The sequence below is a fragment of the Priestia sp. ST2 genome (assembly GCF_055810735.1).
In genome coordinates this window covers 425,611-441,592 of the sequence record NZ_JBVVNT010000004.1, presented here as the reverse complement: position 1 = coordinate 441,592, position 15,982 = coordinate 425,611, and the positions used below count along the sequence as shown (strand labels likewise).

General features: G+C 39.9%; 21 protein-coding genes. 6 read left to right on the top strand and 15 right to left on the bottom strand.

The genetic code is table 11. The features are described 5' to 3' along the window. Positions 1–31: 31 nt before the first annotated feature. Positions 32–400, bottom strand: coding sequence for a nuclear transport factor 2 family protein (locus AC0KUU_RS19575; RefSeq protein WP_043981384.1), 369 nt, complete (start codon positions 398–400; stop codon positions 32–34). 303 nt (positions 401–703) lie between these two features. Here AC0KUU_RS19575 and AC0KUU_RS19570 point away from each other — a divergent pair, with 303 nt between their 5' ends. After that, the gene (locus AC0KUU_RS19570; protein ID WP_043981385.1) at positions 704–1,282 is read left to right on the top strand and encodes a TetR/AcrR family transcriptional regulator; all 579 of its coding nucleotides are present in this window, start codon (positions 704–706) and stop codon (positions 1,280–1,282) included. 26 nt (positions 1,283–1,308) lie between these two features. After that, positions 1,309–4,458, top strand: coding sequence for a bifunctional cytochrome P450/NADPH--P450 reductase (locus tag AC0KUU_RS19565; RefSeq protein WP_162214582.1), 3,150 nt, complete (start codon positions 1,309–1,311; stop codon positions 4,456–4,458). A 204-nt stretch (positions 4,459–4,662) separates the two neighbouring features. Here AC0KUU_RS19565 and AC0KUU_RS19560 read toward each other — a convergent pair whose 3' ends face one another. Continuing rightward, positions 4,663–5,622 (bottom strand): helix-turn-helix transcriptional regulator, encoded by a 960-nt coding sequence (locus tag AC0KUU_RS19560; RefSeq protein WP_322552252.1) that lies wholly within the window; start codon positions 5,620–5,622, stop codon positions 4,663–4,665. Between the two features lie 90 nt (positions 5,623–5,712). Here AC0KUU_RS19560 and AC0KUU_RS19555 point away from each other — a divergent pair, with 90 nt between their 5' ends. Together AC0KUU_RS19555 and AC0KUU_RS19550 are read left to right on the top strand one after the other, a co-directional pair. Beyond that, positions 5,713–6,231: a dihydrofolate reductase family protein gene (locus AC0KUU_RS19555; protein WP_025751048.1), complete on the top strand. Its 519-nt coding sequence runs from the start codon at positions 5,713–5,715 to the stop codon at positions 6,229–6,231. A gap of 141 nt (positions 6,232–6,372) precedes the next feature. After that, positions 6,373–6,813: a cell wall hydrolase gene (locus AC0KUU_RS19550; RefSeq protein ID WP_013083968.1), complete on the top strand. Its 441-nt coding sequence runs from the start codon at positions 6,373–6,375 to the stop codon at positions 6,811–6,813. A gap of 141 nt (positions 6,814–6,954) precedes the next feature. On the opposite strand, the gene AC0KUU_RS19545 is transcribed toward AC0KUU_RS19550, so the two are convergent. The 10 genes from AC0KUU_RS19545 to gvpA all read right to left on the bottom strand — a co-directional run bounded on the left by AC0KUU_RS19545 (position 6,955) and on the right by gvpA (position 11,087). Continuing rightward, the gene (locus tag AC0KUU_RS19545) at positions 6,955–7,479 is read right to left on the bottom strand and encodes a hypothetical protein (RefSeq protein ID WP_043981389.1); all 525 of its coding nucleotides are present in this window, start codon (positions 7,477–7,479) and stop codon (positions 6,955–6,957) included. 145 nt (positions 7,480–7,624) lie between these two features. After that, positions 7,625–7,753: a hypothetical protein gene (locus AC0KUU_RS19540; RefSeq protein WP_272767170.1), complete on the bottom strand. Its 129-nt coding sequence runs from the start codon at positions 7,751–7,753 to the stop codon at positions 7,625–7,627. 32 nt (positions 7,754–7,785) lie between these two features. Continuing rightward, entirely contained in the window at positions 7,786–8,103 is a 318-nt protein-coding gene (locus AC0KUU_RS19535; protein ID WP_016764858.1) for a gas vesicle protein, read from the bottom strand. A gap of 14 nt (positions 8,104–8,117) precedes the next feature. Next, entirely contained in the window at positions 8,118–8,402 is a 285-nt protein-coding gene (locus AC0KUU_RS19530; RefSeq protein WP_013057927.1) for a gas vesicle protein K, read from the bottom strand. Beyond that, positions 8,392–8,643, bottom strand: coding sequence for a gas vesicle protein (locus AC0KUU_RS19525; protein ID WP_013057926.1), 252 nt, complete (start codon positions 8,641–8,643; stop codon positions 8,392–8,394). The genes AC0KUU_RS19530 and AC0KUU_RS19525 overlap by 11 nt, the downstream gene beginning before the upstream one ends. Continuing rightward, positions 8,640–9,464, bottom strand: coding sequence for a GvpL/GvpF family gas vesicle protein (locus AC0KUU_RS19520; protein WP_230183386.1), 825 nt, complete (start codon positions 9,462–9,464; stop codon positions 8,640–8,642). Before AC0KUU_RS19520 ends, AC0KUU_RS19525 begins: the two co-directional genes overlap by 4 nt. A gap of 9 nt (positions 9,465–9,473) precedes the next feature. After that, entirely contained in the window at positions 9,474–9,731 is a 258-nt protein-coding gene (locus AC0KUU_RS19515) for a gas vesicle protein GvpG (protein WP_014459264.1), read from the bottom strand. Further along, entirely contained in the window at positions 9,728–10,498 is a 771-nt protein-coding gene (locus AC0KUU_RS19510) for a GvpL/GvpF family gas vesicle protein (protein WP_097822786.1), read from the bottom strand. The genes AC0KUU_RS19515 and AC0KUU_RS19510 overlap by 4 nt, the downstream gene beginning before the upstream one ends. Positions 10,499–10,521: 23 nt before the next feature. Further along, positions 10,522–10,785: a gas vesicle protein GvpO gene (locus AC0KUU_RS19505; protein ID WP_013057922.1), complete on the bottom strand. Its 264-nt coding sequence runs from the start codon at positions 10,783–10,785 to the stop codon at positions 10,522–10,524. 23 nt (positions 10,786–10,808) lie between these two features. Then, a complete protein-coding gene (gene gvpA / locus AC0KUU_RS19500) occupies positions 10,809–11,087 on the bottom strand; it encodes a gas vesicle structural protein GvpA (RefSeq protein WP_013057921.1) in 279 nt (92 codons plus the stop codon). Between the two features lie 435 nt (positions 11,088–11,522). Between gvpA and AC0KUU_RS19495 the strand changes: the two genes are divergently transcribed. Beyond that, positions 11,523–12,347: an SPL family radical SAM protein gene (locus tag AC0KUU_RS19495; protein ID WP_043981392.1), complete on the top strand. Its 825-nt coding sequence runs from the start codon at positions 11,523–11,525 to the stop codon at positions 12,345–12,347. 35 nt (positions 12,348–12,382) lie between these two features. Here the strand turns inward: AC0KUU_RS19495 and AC0KUU_RS19490 are convergent, their stop codons facing one another. Continuing rightward, the gene (locus AC0KUU_RS19490; RefSeq protein ID WP_043981393.1) at positions 12,383–12,766 is read right to left on the bottom strand and encodes a nuclear transport factor 2 family protein; all 384 of its coding nucleotides are present in this window, start codon (positions 12,764–12,766) and stop codon (positions 12,383–12,385) included. Positions 12,767–12,784: 18 nt separating this feature from the next. Further along, on the bottom strand, positions 12,785–13,264 hold the full coding sequence (locus AC0KUU_RS19485; RefSeq protein WP_043981394.1) for an RrF2 family transcriptional regulator: 480 nt from the start codon (positions 13,262–13,264) through the stop codon (positions 12,785–12,787). A 160-nt stretch (positions 13,265–13,424) separates the two neighbouring features. On the opposite strand from AC0KUU_RS19485, the gene AC0KUU_RS19480 reads away from it, so the two are divergent. Beyond that, positions 13,425–14,408, top strand: coding sequence for a LacI family DNA-binding transcriptional regulator (locus tag AC0KUU_RS19480; protein WP_195696497.1), 984 nt, complete (start codon positions 13,425–13,427; stop codon positions 14,406–14,408). Positions 14,409–14,467: 59 nt separating this feature from the next. Here the strand turns inward: AC0KUU_RS19480 and AC0KUU_RS19475 are convergent, their stop codons facing one another. Then, positions 14,468–15,628, bottom strand: a complete 1,161-nt coding sequence (locus tag AC0KUU_RS19475; protein ID WP_098965201.1) for an Ig-like domain-containing protein — start codon at positions 15,626–15,628, stop codon at positions 14,468–14,470. Between the last annotated feature and the right edge of the window lie 354 nt (positions 15,629–15,982).

Genomic DNA, 15,982 nt, shown 5'->3' with positions numbered 1-15,982 from the left:
GGAGGGATGTTTTTTATTATGGCAGCGTCGATTATACGCTAGAACTGCAGTGACAAGAAACAACCTTTAATTTCCCTTCAACATCTTTCCAAACTCGCGTATAGCTGTATTCGCCTCCGATCGATTCACCGGTTGCCAGTGCCCCATTCAACGCTATTTTTGTAATCGTAACGGCAAGTTCTTGAAACAGTTTAACTTCTTGTTCCAACACTTCCATGCCCGCTATATCAAGACTTTTTGAACGATGAACATTTATATCTTCTTCTTTTGACAACCATTGCCCAAGGTGATTCACAAAAATAAGCTCATCTGAAAGTAATTCTTCTAATAGCTCTATGTTATTAGAAAGCATGGCTGAGCGAAGCATTTCTTCGTATTCTATAACTCTTGCTTGATTCATTTTTAATCCTCCTTTACGCCTTGTGTAACTCTTTTCTATTTCCACGTTGCTTTTCCTTTAAACTTCTGTCCTTAATAAGTTGTGCTAAATTATGTTAATAGAGGGGATAAGTGGACTAATTTTCTGTAAGCACTAAAGATTCTGAAAGACTCGTTTAATTACCTTTAAATGGTAGAAAGTTAGAGTGAAAGAACCTTTTCTTTCCACTTTTCTAGTTATCTTTTTACTATTAAGATGCAGTTTTTTATACTTGTAATTGTAGCGGAATGAACGTTCATTCCGCTTTTGGAAAGAGGTGATAAAGTGGAATCTACTCCAACAAAACAAAAAGCGATTTTTTCTGCTTCGCTTCTGCTGTTTGCAGAAAGAGGGTTTGATGCAACCACGATGCCAATGATTGCAGAAAATGCCAAAGTAGGAGCAGGAACAATTTATCGCTACTTTAAAAATAAAGAAAGCCTTGTAAATGAATTATTTCAACAGCACGTAAACGAGTTTTTACAGTGCATTGAAAGCGGTCTGGCAAACGAAAGAGATGGATACCGAGATGGGTTTCATCATATCTTTGAAGGTATGGTGACATTTACTAAAAATCATCCTCGTGCTCTTGGATTTATTAAAACTCATAGCCAAGGAGCTTTTTTAACGGAAGAGAGCCGCTTCGCATATCAAAAGCTGGTGGAATTTGTTTGCACGTTCTTCAGAGAAGGACAAAAGCAAGGTGTGATTAGAAATCTTCCTGAAAATGCGCTAATTGCTATTTTATTTGGAAGTTTCATGGAAGTATATGAAATGATTGAAAATGACTACTTATCTTTAACTGATGAACTTCTTACTGGTGTAGAAGAGAGTCTGTGGGCAGCACTTAGCAGACAATCATGAAACTTAACAAGTGAAAGAGGGATAACATGACAATTAAAGAAATGCCTCAGCCAAAAACGTTTGGAGAGCTTAAAAATTTACCGTTATTAAACACAGATAAACCGGTTCAAGCTTTGATGAAAATTGCGGATGAATTAGGAGAAATCTTTAAATTCGAGGCGCCTGGCCGTGTAACGCGTTACTTATCAAGTCAGCGTCTAATTAAAGAAGCATGCGATGAATCACGTTTTGATAAAAACTTAAGTCAAGCGCTTAAATTTGTACGTGATTTTGCAGGAGACGGGTTATTTACAAGCTGGACGCACGAAAAAAATTGGAAAAAAGCGCATAATATCTTACTTCCAAGCTTCAGTCAGCAGGCAATGAAAGGCTATCATGCGATGATGGTCGATATCGCCGTGCAGCTTATTCAAAAGTGGGAGCGTCTAAATGCAGATGAGCATATTGAAGTACCGGAAGATATGACGCGTTTAACGCTTGATACAATCGGTCTTTGCGGCTTTAACTACCGCTTTAACAGCTTTTACCGAGATCAGCCGCATCCGTTTATTACGAGTATGGTCCGTGCACTGGATGAATCGATGAACAAGCTGCAGCGAGCAAATCCAGATGACCCAGCTTATGATGAAAACAAGCGCCAGTTTCAAGAAGATATCAAGGTAATGAACAACCTAGTAGATAAAATTATTGCAGATCGCAAAGCAAGCGGTGAACAAAGCGATGATTTGTTAACACATATGCTAAACGGAAAAGATCCAGAAACAGGTGAGCCGCTTGATGACGAGAACATTCGCTATCAAATTATTACATTCTTAATTGCGGGACACGAAACAACAAGCGGTCTTTTATCATTTGCGCTGTATTTCTTAGTGAAAAATCCACATGTATTACAAAAAGCAGCAGAAGAAGCAGCACGAGTTCTAGTAGATCCTGTTCCAAGCTACAAACAAGTCAAACAGCTTAAATATGTGGGCATGGTCTTAAACGAAGCGCTGCGCTTATGGCCAACGGCTCCTGCGTTTTCCCTATATGCAAAAGAAGATACGGTGCTTGGAGGAGAATATCCTTTAGAAAAAGGCGACGAACTAATGGTTCTGATTCCTCAGCTTCACCGTGATAAAACAATTTGGGGAGACGATGTGGAAGAGTTCCGTCCAGAGCGTTTTGAAAATCCAAGTGCGATTCCGCAGCATGCGTTTAAACCGTTTGGAAACGGGCAGCGTGCGTGTATCGGTCAGCAGTTCGCTCTTCATGAAGCAACGCTGGTACTTGGTATGATGCTAAAACACTTTGACTTTGAAGATCATACAAACTACGAGCTGGATATTAAAGAAACTTTAACGTTAAAACCTGAAGGCTTTGTGGTAAAAGCAAAATCGAAAAAAATTCCGCTTGGCGGTATTCCTTCACCTAGCACTGAACAGTCTGCTAAAAAAGTACGCAAAAAGGCAGAAAACGCTCATAATACGCCGCTGCTTGTGCTATACGGTTCAAATATGGGAACAGCTGAAGGAACGGCGCGTGATTTAGCAGATATTGCAATGAGCAAAGGATTCGCACCACAGGTCGCTACCCTTGATTCGCACGCCGGAAATCTTCCCCGCGAAGGAGCTGTATTAATTGTAACGGCGTCTTATAACGGACACCCGCCTGATAACGCAAAGCAATTTGTCGACTGGTTAGACCAAGCGTCTGCTGATGAAGTAAAAGGCGTTCGCTATTCCGTATTTGGATGCGGTGATAAAAACTGGGCGACAACGTATCAAAAAGTGCCTGCTTTTATCGATGAAACGCTTGCCGCTAAAGGGGCAGAAAACATCGCTGACCGCGGTGAAGCAGATGCAAGCGACGACTTTGAAGGCACATATGAAGAATGGCGTGAACATATGTGGAGTGATGTAGCAGCCTACTTTAACCTCGACATTGAAAACAGTGAAGATAATAAATCTACACTTTCACTTCAATTCGTCGACAGCGCCGCGGATATGCCGCTTGCGAAAATGCACGGTGCGTTTTCAGCGAACGTCGTAGCAAGCAAAGAACTTCAACAGCCAGGCAGTGCACGAAGCACGCGTCATCTTGAAATTGAACTTCCAAAAGAAGCTTCTTATCAAGAAGGAGATCATTTAGGCGTTATTCCTCGCAACTATGAAGGAATAGTAAACCGTGTAACAGCAAGGTTCGGCCTAGATGCATCACAGCAAATCCGTCTGGAAGCAGAAGAAGAAAAATTAGCTCATTTGCCACTCGCTAAAACAGTATCAGTAGAAGAGCTTCTGCAATACGTGGAGCTTCAAGATCCTGTTACGCGCACGCAGCTTCGCGCAATGGCTGCTATAACGGTCTGCCCGCCGCATAAAGTAGAGCTTGAAGCCTTGCTTGAAAAGCAAGCCTACAAAGAACAAGTGCTGGCAAAACGTTTAACAATGCTTGAACTGCTTGAAAAATACCCGGCGTGTGAAATGGAATTCAGCGAATTTATCGCCCTTCTGCCAAGCATACGCCCGCGCTACTACTCAATTTCTTCATCACCTCGTGTCGATGAAAAACAAGCAAGCATCACGGTCAGCGTTGTCTCAGGAGAAGCGTGGAGCGGATATGGAGAATATAAAGGAATTGCGTCGAACTATCTTGCCGAGCTGCAAGAAGGAGATACGATTACGTGCTTTATTTCCACACCGCAGTCAGGGTTTACGCTGCCAAAAGACCCTGAAACGCCGCTTATCATGGTCGGACCGGGAACAGGCGTCGCGCCGTTTAGAGGTTTCGTGCAGGCTCGCAAACAGCTAAAAGAACAAGGACAGTCGCTTGGAGAAGCGCATTTATACTTCGGCTGCCGTTCACCTCATGAAGACTATCTGTATCAAGAAGAGCTTGAAAACGCCCAAAATGAAGGCATCATTACGCTTCATACCGCTTTTTCTCGCGTGCCAAATCAGCCGAAAACATACGTTCAGCACGTGATGGAACAAGACGGCAAGAAATTGATTGAACTTCTTGATCAAGGAGCGCACTTCTATATTTGCGGAGACGGAAGCCAAATGGCACCTGACGTTGAAGCAACGCTTATGAAAAGCTATGCTGACGTTCACCAAGTGAGTGAAGCAGACGCTCGCTTATGGCTGCAGCAGCTAGAAGAAAAAGGCCGATACGCAAAAGACGTGTGGGCTGGGTAAATTAAAAAGAGGCTAGGATATAAGTAGTTTAGTTGGTTGAAAGAAGATCCGAACGATGAATCGTTCGGATCTTTTTATTGGTAGAGTGAACGTAGATTTCATCTATTTAGTGACTTGTAGCGGTTGATCGGAGTGCAAGGCGAAGTCTTGCACTCCGATCAACCCCGGTGCCTAAAGCAATTTATACGAGTTCATTTCTCCCATTTATTCGTCTTTTGTCCCCACTTCATTTTTATAGCGTCTTAACGTTTCTTCTGCGTGACAGCAGATTTTTTCAATTAGCTTCTGAGGTTCTTCAATAAAAGCATGAGCCCCTAAGGTATAGAAAAAAGAAGCCATGTAGTTTATTTCATTTCCATCAGTTATTGTATCGATATAGCCATTCCCATCACGCGCCACCCTCACATGATTTTCAAGCCACGGAACGCCTTTACACTGACGAACGCCTTCGTGTGTCAAGGTTACTTTTAACGAAATCGGCTGTGAGTTTACCGGTTCTGTTTCAAGCCATTCCTTTAACGTAAGAGACATATTTTCGTCTTTTTCTAAAACTTTTAACGAGTGAATACGATCCGCTCGAAATAATAACACTTTTTGCTTATTGAAGGAATAAGCAGGACAGTACCATAAACCGTTATGAGCATAAATTCCAAGGGGTTTGACTTCTTTTCTTGTTTGACCCGCCTTTGAATCATAAAGAAATTCAATATATTTCCCTGCAAGGCTTGCTTCTAAAAGCTCTTTTAAATAAGGAGTGTCAAGGTTTCTTTTAGGATTCCAAAACGCAATATGAGCACTCATTTTATCTGCTTTTTTCTTTGTTTCCTCAGACAGGTACACATAAAATTTTTGAAGAGCCGCATGAATTCCTGCATCAAACGGAAGGTCATGATAATACTGCAGAGCTTGATAAGCAAAAAAGATAGAAATAGCTTCTTCTTCCGTAAACAAAATGGGAGGGAGAATACGATTTTTTAGCACTCTGTAACCGCCGCTCCGCCCTTTTTCACTGTAAAGAGGCAGCCCTAATTCACTTAAGTCCAGTAAATAGCGCTGGACGGTCCGCACGGAAAGACCAAATTCCTCCGCTAGTTCTTTTGCCGTAAACGTTCTTTTTGTATTAATAAACATGAGCATATCAACAAGCCGTCTAGACTTAGCCATTTATTTTCACCTTTTTCTTTTAATATGACAAAAAGTGTCGTATTAAGATGATATCATACAGAAACAGTAAAGTTGAAAGGAGAAAAGGGAATGAAGAAAAAAATCGTCGTATATATTGCGGCAAGCTTAGACGGATATATTGCAAGAGAAAACGGAGAGATTGACTGGCTGGAAAGCGTAGAAGGAGAGGGAGACAACGGCTACGAAGCGTTTTATCAAACGTGTGATGCGGTTGTTATGGGAAAAGCTACGTACGACCACGTGCTGAAGCTTACACCTGAGTTTCCGTATCTCGGTAAAAAATGCTACGTGTTTAGCCGCTCAGCTCAAGGAAAAGATCAATATGTCGAGTTTATAAACGAAAGCGTGGCGTTATTTCTCAACAACCTCAGTCAAGAAACTAAAAAAATATGGCTGGTGGGAGGCGCTGATATTCTCGCTGATTTCTTAACAGCAAAGAGGGTGGATGAATTTATTATATCGGTCATTCCCGTTTTGCTTGGGGCTGGTATTCCGCTGTTTAAACGAGGAATTCCCGAAATGAACTTGAAGCTTACCGATATAAAACAGTACGGGCAAATTGCTCAGCTTTATTATGAAAAAGAATAAGCTTTTCGTAATAAAAACTCTTTCTGCAGTGTCAGTGTGCTCATCGTGTATTTAAGTGTATTTAACATCCAGCTATTGTTATTTTAGGGGCAGTGACATCAAGAGCGTCCTTTTTTCATAGTATATTTTTGGGGTGAAAAAATGCCAAGAGTAAATTATCGAGATTCAGACGTTGCTTTAATGGCAAGGATGATGAGAGCAGAAGCTGAAGGCGAAGGAAAACAAGGAATGCTGTATGTTGGAAATGTCATTGTAAATCGTCTTAAAGCAAACTGTTTAGATTTCAAGAATTTAAGATCCGTTCCGCAAGTTATTTATCAGGTGCAGGGAGGCAACTATTCGTTCGAAGCTGTTCAAAAAGGAAACGTATTTTATCAAAGAGCAAGAGGTGTTGAAAAAAGGTTAGCCAAAAAGAATTTGGATTATTGGAGAGAACACCCGGGGAAATATGCACTGTGGTACTTTAATCCATCCGCTCCATGCCCTCCAACCTGGTACGGTCAACCCGCTTCTGGTCAATACAAAAATCACTGTTACTACGAGCCAAAGCCCGGAACATGCGCTAGCGTTTATAACGGATAGATAGCTTAGAAAATATGCTGCATTCTGAAAGTCTGGCCTCAAATCCAAACCTTTAGCTGCAGGTGACAAGGTAGTCGTTCTTCATATAATAAGAGAAAGCCCTCTTTTAATAAAGGGGGCTTTTGCTAATTGATGCATTTCTCATTTTGCTTCAAATTTTATGTTTTTACCAGCAGCAAATTCGGATTGATCCTTCGCTTTTGTATCCTTTACCACCCAGGACGTCTTTACCTTAGCTGCTGATAAAATTTCTTTAATTTGCTTATCGTTTAAGCCTTTCGTATAAAGGACAAATTCTCTTGTATAGATGTTTTTATTTTCTTGCTCTTCATCTGCACCGTTGCCAAACCAATATCTTATTTGCTGATCGTCTTTGATGTTATTAAAAGCTTCTTTATAGTTAGGTAGCTTAACTTGAATATTCGACAGGTAATCCGTGCCGCGTAAGGTAAGGGTCATATGTACTTTGTGAAAATCTTTTTTTGAAGGGCTTGTTAACCCTGATGTTCCAACTTCACTAAATTCTTTTTTCGTCAGCGGTTTAACTGTAGTAGAAACAGAAACTTTTGGATCTGAATTATTTGTCACAACGTCTGCGGTACTGCAGGCACCTAAAATGAACAGCGTTAAAAGAGTATAGACTACTCCAAATGCTCTTTTCTTCATGCTCGTTCTCCTTTGTAATTGATAGATAATGGTACTCATTCGCTATGTTCATTGTATTTACCTCCATTTGTTTCAATGTCATGATTAATGAAGAAAAGTATAGAAACATTAAAAAGAGAAATGCCGAAGCATTTCTCTTTTGGTTCTATGAATCTGGATTAAGCGAAGTATGCGTATACTCGGGTATACGCTCTTCTTTTTCCGTTAGCTGAGTATCGGGGCTTTGCTGCTCTTGTGAAATAGGAGACAGCGTAGATTTTTGTTCAGGGTTCATGTTTGTTATTCCTCCTTATATAAAGTGAGCTGTTAATCAAGCGAAAGCAAATCATCTTGAATTCGCTGCGTTAAAGATGCCACTTGCTGCGTTAAACTGTCATTTTCCGCCTGGAGTTTTTGATAAGACTGATTTGCTTTTGAACATAGGTAAGGGTCTGTTTCCCACCAGTCCATGCCAATTTCTCTTGCTTTATCAATAGAAGCGACAAGCAGCCGGATTTTGATTGTTAAGAGTTCAACATCAGCAATTTGCACTTTAATATCTCCAGCAATAACAAGACCTTTATCTAATACTTTTTCCAATACTTCTACAATGGTGCCCAGATGCCCGTTATGTTCCGCCGCCATTTTTTCACTCCTTGTTATAGCACTTTTCCTAGGGGACCTAGATCAATATTTAAATCTTCATTTGTAAAGTTAAACACTGATTTTAGCTCCTCCATTTTGTTCTCTAACTTCATCAACGCCACGCCCAGGTCTTCGATTTGAGCGTCCGTCAGGTTTCCGCTGTCGACTCGGCGAATCGCATGTTTTTCAATGAGCTGCCGCAGTAATTCAATGACGGTTAAAACAAGCTGCGCTAGGCCTTGTTCAGCATTTTCCGCACTCAGCTCAATGCGGCCGTTTCGTTTGAGGTTATTTTCCATTTCTCAACGCCTCCGTTTCCTGTTCAAGCTGCTGAGAAGAAATGATTTGACGATCATGAGAGCCTATCAGCGTTTCTACAGAAGAAATCAATACCCGCAAATCAAGATAGACTAAATCAATTCCGGCAATTGAAATCAATAAATCACCTTTAATGGCAATTCCTTTATCGAGGATCACATCTAATATATCAATGAGGGCGATGTCCTTTTGCTCCAGCGTTTGTTTTCGCAGCGATGTCATCCCGCATCTTTCTCCGAGCGCAGAGTGTCGATATGATAAGCAGGCCATGGTCCCGTTACTTCGATGTTCAGTCCCATTTCACTATAAAACGTTTGCTTGTCGCTAATGGCTTTTAAAAATGATTCTACATTGTTCTTTGAAAGAAGGTAGATGCTGTTCCAGCACATGCTGTAGCTCTCGCCGGTTATTTTTTGACTCCAGTTATTTTTGATTGTGTGGTAAGCGGCGTAGGGGCTTATCTCACTGTGCAAGTGATCACAAAGTGAAAGCTGTTCTTTTTCTGTCTCTTCTTCGATCAGCCTTTCTATCTTTTTACGTTCAAAAAACTGCCTGCCTGGAGGCAGCGTATTTATTTCTTCTTTTTTCTTTTGGATCGTTTCATTGTTCGTTAGCAGATAGTTCTTTAAAGAATTCGTATGGGCATACACTTTTATATTCCATTCTTCAGATCTTTTTAAAAGCTGAAGAGAAGAGAGCGTTTTTTCTTTGTTATCAGCAATACTTTTTTGACAGCTATCCTTGCTTTTGTAGACCGTACAAAATTTCATGGGAAGAAGCGTGTAGTGACTTTGTAAGAAAAGAAGAATCTCATGGTGATGCATGGCTTTGTCCTGCAGCCATTTCATATCGTGCTCGATCTTTTCTTTCAGCATTTCTTCCGAATACTCATCGCTTGGCAAGTCGCATACAAATGCGGTAATGTCATCAAAGCAAAGAGCATAGATAGGGTTGTTCTGATCCATACCTTCAAGTGAAGGAAAGGGCATTTCATTAGCTTCTTCGGTTGGAACTAGACCATATAAATAAATGAGCTTTTCCATCTTTTAACCTCACTTTTGTTTCTTCGTCATTGATTCCCATCTTTTTAATTCATATTCTTTTGCTGCTTCATACCTCAGCAGCAGTTCTTTTTCTTTTTCCATATATGCATCTTCTGGTATTTCTCCAAGCTCATACATCATTTGAAGATGAACGATTTTTTGCTGAATAAAAGAGACATCGTAAAGTTCTTTATCCGCTTCTTCCTTGATTTTCTGTCCGACTTTTACAATGAGCGTAACAGGAGACAGCAGCAGTTTATGAATCATACATTCTCTTCTACCTTTAGTTGAATATTAATAAAGTTATAAGCAGCCCACGGTCCGGAATATTTAAAATCGGCTTTGTGCTTCCATTTTTCATACAGGTCATTTACACGTTCATCAAACGCTGCTTCTTTTTCTCGGTCAATTAAAAAAGAAGCGTTCAAAAGCATTGTTTCGACAATAGGAGGATTGAGTCTCGACGCTTCAGCTATCGGTTCTAAATGTTGATACAGCTCTTTTTTACAGTCGTGCTGAAGCTTTAAAAAGAATTTCTGAGCTGTTTCTCCGTGCGCAATTTGTTTATAAAAATCAGCACTGGCAGAACGCGGGTTTCGTACTTGCTGCAAAGAAGAATCTTGATTCACTTTTTGTTTCAGCCAGTCCGGTTTCCCAATTACTTTTAGTCCGACTTCTATTTTTCCTTTTAACTGTGGGAAAAGAGAGGCGAACTGTGGATATAAGTTTTCTAACAGCATTTCAACATCTTGTTGACTATGAAACACGTTGCCAAAGCTGATTGGAATGACCGAATCATGCTCATTCATTACTTTGGAAATCACCTGCTGGTGCGCTGTGACGTTCTCTTTTGTAGGATGATAAATTTTAAGAGGAAAGGCAGCAGCCACTATAGCTGCATCTCGGTAATGAATGGTAAAAGTAGCTCTTTCTTGCTGATCAATCGTGACGCTGCCAAACGTATGCGCCTCGGTGGCGGGAATACTGCAAAAAATATAAATGCCCGTTTCTTCACTCATTGATTTCTGTTTCATTCCTTTCCATTAAAATAATCAGCTTACTTCTCTGCTGGAGAGCTTCGATAGCGCAGGCTGGTGCGTGAAAAAGACGTAATGTTATGCTGCTTATTGACCAGCACTTCATAGATACCAAGCAGTTCATCTTTTGCATAGCGCCTCATATACTCCTGTTCTTCAAATGCTTCAAGTGTTATTTTCCATCCTCCATTTTGAATCGATTCATACGAAATAATTCGGTGAGGAGGAGCAACGTGTTCTTTAAAAAAATCAGTCACGGATTCCATAATTTCGGCTACTTTCACTTCTCTAACCCACCTTTATGAGTTTATAAATCTAAATCTTGTAAAAGGTTTAGCTGTTCAAGTTTTTTTCCGCCGTTATTCGAAGAAAGAAAATCTTCTCTTTCATTATGAAGCAGCCGAACTGCCTCGGCATACCTCAGCCATGTGTCCACACTGGCAATAACGATTCGAGCTTCGATGGTAATTAATTCAATACCAATAACGGAAATACGAGCGAATACGTCAATTACCACGCCTTTATCTAAGATGCGGTCAACTACTTCAGCTAGACTAGAACAATCGTTTGATTTGTTAATCGTCATGATGAAATTCCTCTCATGTGCATAGTAAAATATATACGTTTGCTAATCTTGCTATTAATGTGTGTGATATTGTAAAAAATATACAAATAAAACGTGCATAAATTAAAAAATAGTATAAAATACCATGATTATTTTTGTTTTAATACGGGTAGAGTTAAGTACATTACTTTTATCCATTGATGAATGAAAACACATACATAAAAAACAAAGGGAGTGGAGAAAGATGAGAAAAGAAGAGCAGCCGGTATTATCTGATTTTATTGAAAAGGACCAATTTGAGTTAAATTCATATTTAACCTCTTTACTTGAAACGACAAGTGAAAAGAAAGAAAATCAAAGTTGATGAATTGAAAACATAAAGGGCTACTTTCCATGTGGAAAGTAGTTTTTTCATTTGCGAACTTGATATACTTATTGGACAACGAGGTGAGAAAGATGAACAAAAGAGACGTGGTTTCGAGAAGTATTTTAACAAAAGCGACCGGCTTTTTAGCATCTGGTTATACTCATAGTTTAAATCCGTATGCCGGATGTGCATTTTCCTGCAAATTTTGCTACGTGCGAGAGCTGCCAATTCAGCGTTTTAAAGAGATGGAGTGGGGGACATGGCTAGAGCTTAAAGTCAACGCAGCTGAAGTCTATCAAAAAGAAATACAAAAACTGCGAAAAAAAGAGCAGCCGGTGCGCATATTTATGTCTTCAGCGACAGATCCCTATCAGCCTGCTGAGCGCAAAGCAGGCATCACACGTGCCCTTTTAGAAACGATGATCAATCATCCCCCTGATTTTTTATTGATTCAAACAAGGTCGCCACTTGTGACGAGGGATATTGATTTGCTTTTACAGCTTCAAAAAGTATGTGATCTTCGCGTATCGATGACTGTTGAAACGGACCGAGAAGATGTAAAACAAATTTTTTCTCCTTATGCTCCGGGGATGAAACTTCGTATGAACGCGTTAAAAAAAGTAAAAGAAAGCGGAATTTCAACGCAAGTAACCATTGCTCCAATGCTTCCTTTCACACCTGAATTTCCTGAAAAAATAGAAGGAATGATGGACCGAATTTGCATTGATACCTTGTACTTAGGAGACGGTTCCTTAGGTAAAACGTCTAAAAGGCTAGGGATGCCGGAATTATTTGAGAAGTACGGTTTTCTAGACTGGTATGACAAAGACATTCATGTCAAAGCCATTCGTTATTTTGAAAAATTTTATCCTTCTTCCATGATTTATCTGTCTCAAGAGGGATTTGCTCCGTAAAAAAAGAAGGGCTAGAAGAGCCCTTCTTTTTTGTATTAGTTTTTATACGTATCAAACATGTTCGTATCGTCAGGTACGTTTTCTAAATAGCTGATTTTCCCGTTTTCATCTAGCTTAGCAATATCTTTTCCTGTTTGAGTAAAGACGCTGCCAGATGCACGTTTTCCGCATACTGCCCAAGGCGTTTCAAACTTATCTGTACCTTCAACTGCTTTCCAGCCTTCGAACATATGCTTAATATCAGCATTTTCTTTAAACACCATTTTCACAAACAGCTTCCAGTTTTCAATGCCTTGCTTTTCGTGGCCGTTTAAGACAAATACGATATCGTCTGAAAAAAGCCCCACTAATTCTTCAAATGCTTGTTCGCTTGTACGTGATTGATCGAATAAATCAAAATATCTATTTAAGTTTTCCATGATGATCTCCTTTGGGTGCTACAGCACCATTTTTTCTTCTACTGTTGCTTTTAGCATGTCCAGGTTTTCTTTCGGACATTTTTTGTTAATTTCATTTGTGAGCGTAGCAATGGTTTGCCGTTTTAAGATAGACTGCCACGAAGATTCGGCTTCTTCCATTAAATCGGATAATAAGCAAATGTCTTTGTCTTTTAAGTTAAGCATGTCGTGAAAAATACCGCTTGATGAGTAAAGAGACTGTTTACCTTCAATGGCTACGTATACGTCATAAATACGAATTTCTTCCGGCGTTTTCTTTAAGCGAAATCCACCTTTGCTACCAGGAACGGAAGCAAGTAAATCAGCGCTAACCAGTTTGCGAAGAAGCTTTTGAAAATACGTAGGCGAGCCCCCGAGCTGAGTGCTGATGACATCTCCTGGCAACACAGCTTTTTCAGGTAAAAACGTAAGCAGCAAAATGGCATACACCGATTGCTCAACGCCTGTTTTCATATGCAAAAACATCATCTCCTGCTTTATGTGTACAACGTGGATAATGATTATCCACTTTTAGATTATCATACCGCTTATGAAGCAAAAAGTAAAGCAGTTACTTAATATACGCGGGATATTCGTGTATACTGTGAAAGAAGCAGCAACAAAATACGGAGATGAGAGAATGACAACTATTGCAGATATCGCTCGGCTTGCAGGAGTAGCAAAAAGCACTGTATCCCGCTACCTTAACGGAGGGTCTGTGAGCGATGCGACGAAACGAAAAATCGAAGAGATTATTAAAGAAACAAACTATAGCCCAAATGCGTTTGCCCAAAGCTTAAAAGCAAAAAAAACAAACATCATTGGTGTAATTGTTCCGCGCATGGGTTCTTTTGCGACTTCCCGCACATTAGATGGTATTGACCAAGAACTTAGAGACCACCACTATCAAATGATTATTTCCAATTCTAATCAAGATTTAGAAAGAGAAATCGAAAATATCTATACGCTGGCTAAGCAGAAGGTAGCAGGTATTATTCTTCTTGCCGTTCAAATCACAAAAGCTCATTTGGAAGCTTTCCGCACAATTTCAATTCCCGTTTTGCTAATTGGACAGCAGCATGAAGAAGTCCACAGTTTAATTCACCAAGACTACGAGGCGGCATGCGACATTGGAAGGTACATAGGAGAAAAGGGGCATAAAAAAATTGCTTTTTTAGGCGTAACCGAAAAAGACATAGCTGTAGGTGTAAAGCGAAAAGAAGGTGTAAAGGAAGGTCTTAAAGACAGAGATTGCGAGATCCGCTGTTATCAAACAAGCTTTAACATGAGCGATGCAATCGGGGCCGCTACGGCTGTGATGAAAGAATTTAATCCGTCCATCATTGTATGTGCGACCGATAACATTGCACTTGGCACGTTAAAGGCAGCTTATTTAAACGGACTTCGCGTTCCGGAAGATGTATCCATTACCGGCTTTGGAGGCTACGAAATTACGGGTGTGATTCATCCTAGCTTAACAACCGTAAAATATTACTATAAAGAAGCGGGACAAATGGGGGCACAGCGAATTATTAAGCTAGTCAACGGAGAAGAAGTTGAAAAGCTTACACTTTCTAACTATGAATTGATTGAAAGAGAAAGCGTTGACAACCGCTTTGTATAAAAAAACGATTTTTTAACTATATCAAAGAAGGAGGTGACCATAGTCACCTCCTTCTTTGATTAATGCTTCACGACTTTTGTTGTCGCTCCGCTGCTAACATTCCCCGCAACATCTTTGGCCGTCACGGTAAGAGTAGTGCCTGCTTTCTGCGCTGGTATTTTTACAGAGTACGTTCCTTTAGAAGAAGCCTTGGCAGATCCAAGCGATTTACTGCCCGCTTTGACTGTTACAGTAGAAGAAGCCTCCGCTTTTCCCGTAACCACTTTATCATTATCATCGACTTTATTGACAGTTGGCTTATTAGGCGCTACGACATCGGCTACTTTCGTGGAAACGCTTGGACTTACGTTTCCGGCGCTGTCTTTAGCCGTTACGGTAAGAGTTGTTCCGGCTTTTTGAACACTTATATTAACAGAAAATGTGCCTTTAGAAGACGTTTTGGCAGATCCGAGCGTTTTGCTGCCAGCCTTAACTGTTACAGTAGAAGAAGCCTCCGCTTTTCCCGTAACCACTTTATCATTATTACCGACTTTGTTTACGGCTGGTTTATCTGGAGCGACGTTGTCTACGAATGCTGTGCTCAGAGCATATAGATCATCCACGGTATTATCGTCGTAATCATCATCAAACTCATAATCAGTGGCGCCTATGTAATATGTTCCTGATTTATTTACCTGATAGACTTGAACTTCGACTCCATCGCTATAGTCTGAGCCTTGGTAGATTAAATTCTTGTTATCTTTAAAGTCTTTTTCAGCTGCTGTAAAGGCAAGGTCAATTGCTGGAGAATTGGTCGTCCCAGCTACAAGCAGTGCGCCTTTAGCAGGGACATTCACTTTATAAAAATCAACGTCATACATAGGAAGCATTTGTCCGATGATTGTTTTTTCATTTGGCAAACTATTAGCTTTGTTAAAATCATTATTTGGCTCTTTTTCAAACAGTGGATCATCGTTTGCAGAGGAGCTGTTCATTTGTTTTGAATTCTGAGATGAAGAAAGAGAAGGAGCTTTTTCTAAGGAATGAGTTGCATCGCTTTTTAAATCATTAAGTACACGTTGATTTAGATTCTTTTTTTGAAGAGGCTTGTCCATATGCTGGTCTATTAGTTTTTTTGAAACACTTTCACTTTTATTGGTATCTGCTTGAACAGACTGAACGGATAGTGTTGATGCTAATAAACCAGCAGAAACTAGGGATATTATACCTTTTTTATTCATATTTTTATTTTCCTCCTTTAAAATATAAGACTATAGAACTGAATCTATCATACTATAAGAAAGCAAATACAACTACAGGTTTTTATATTCATTTTTCGACATCCTTTCTAGAAAAGCGACAGTAATTTTACTAAATTGAAAGTCAATAAAAAAACGATTGACAGAATGTAGGAGATGCTATAGTATAAGTGGTGTAAATACAAACAAATAATTGAACGTATCTCCTAAAGGGGAGTAGCTTTAACAGCAAAGTCGTCATTACAGAGATTATCTCTCGGCTTTGTTGGCGACATTATGTTGTTAGCAAGACCTTTACCGCTTATTTGGTAAGGGTCTTTTTTGTATTCAATTATA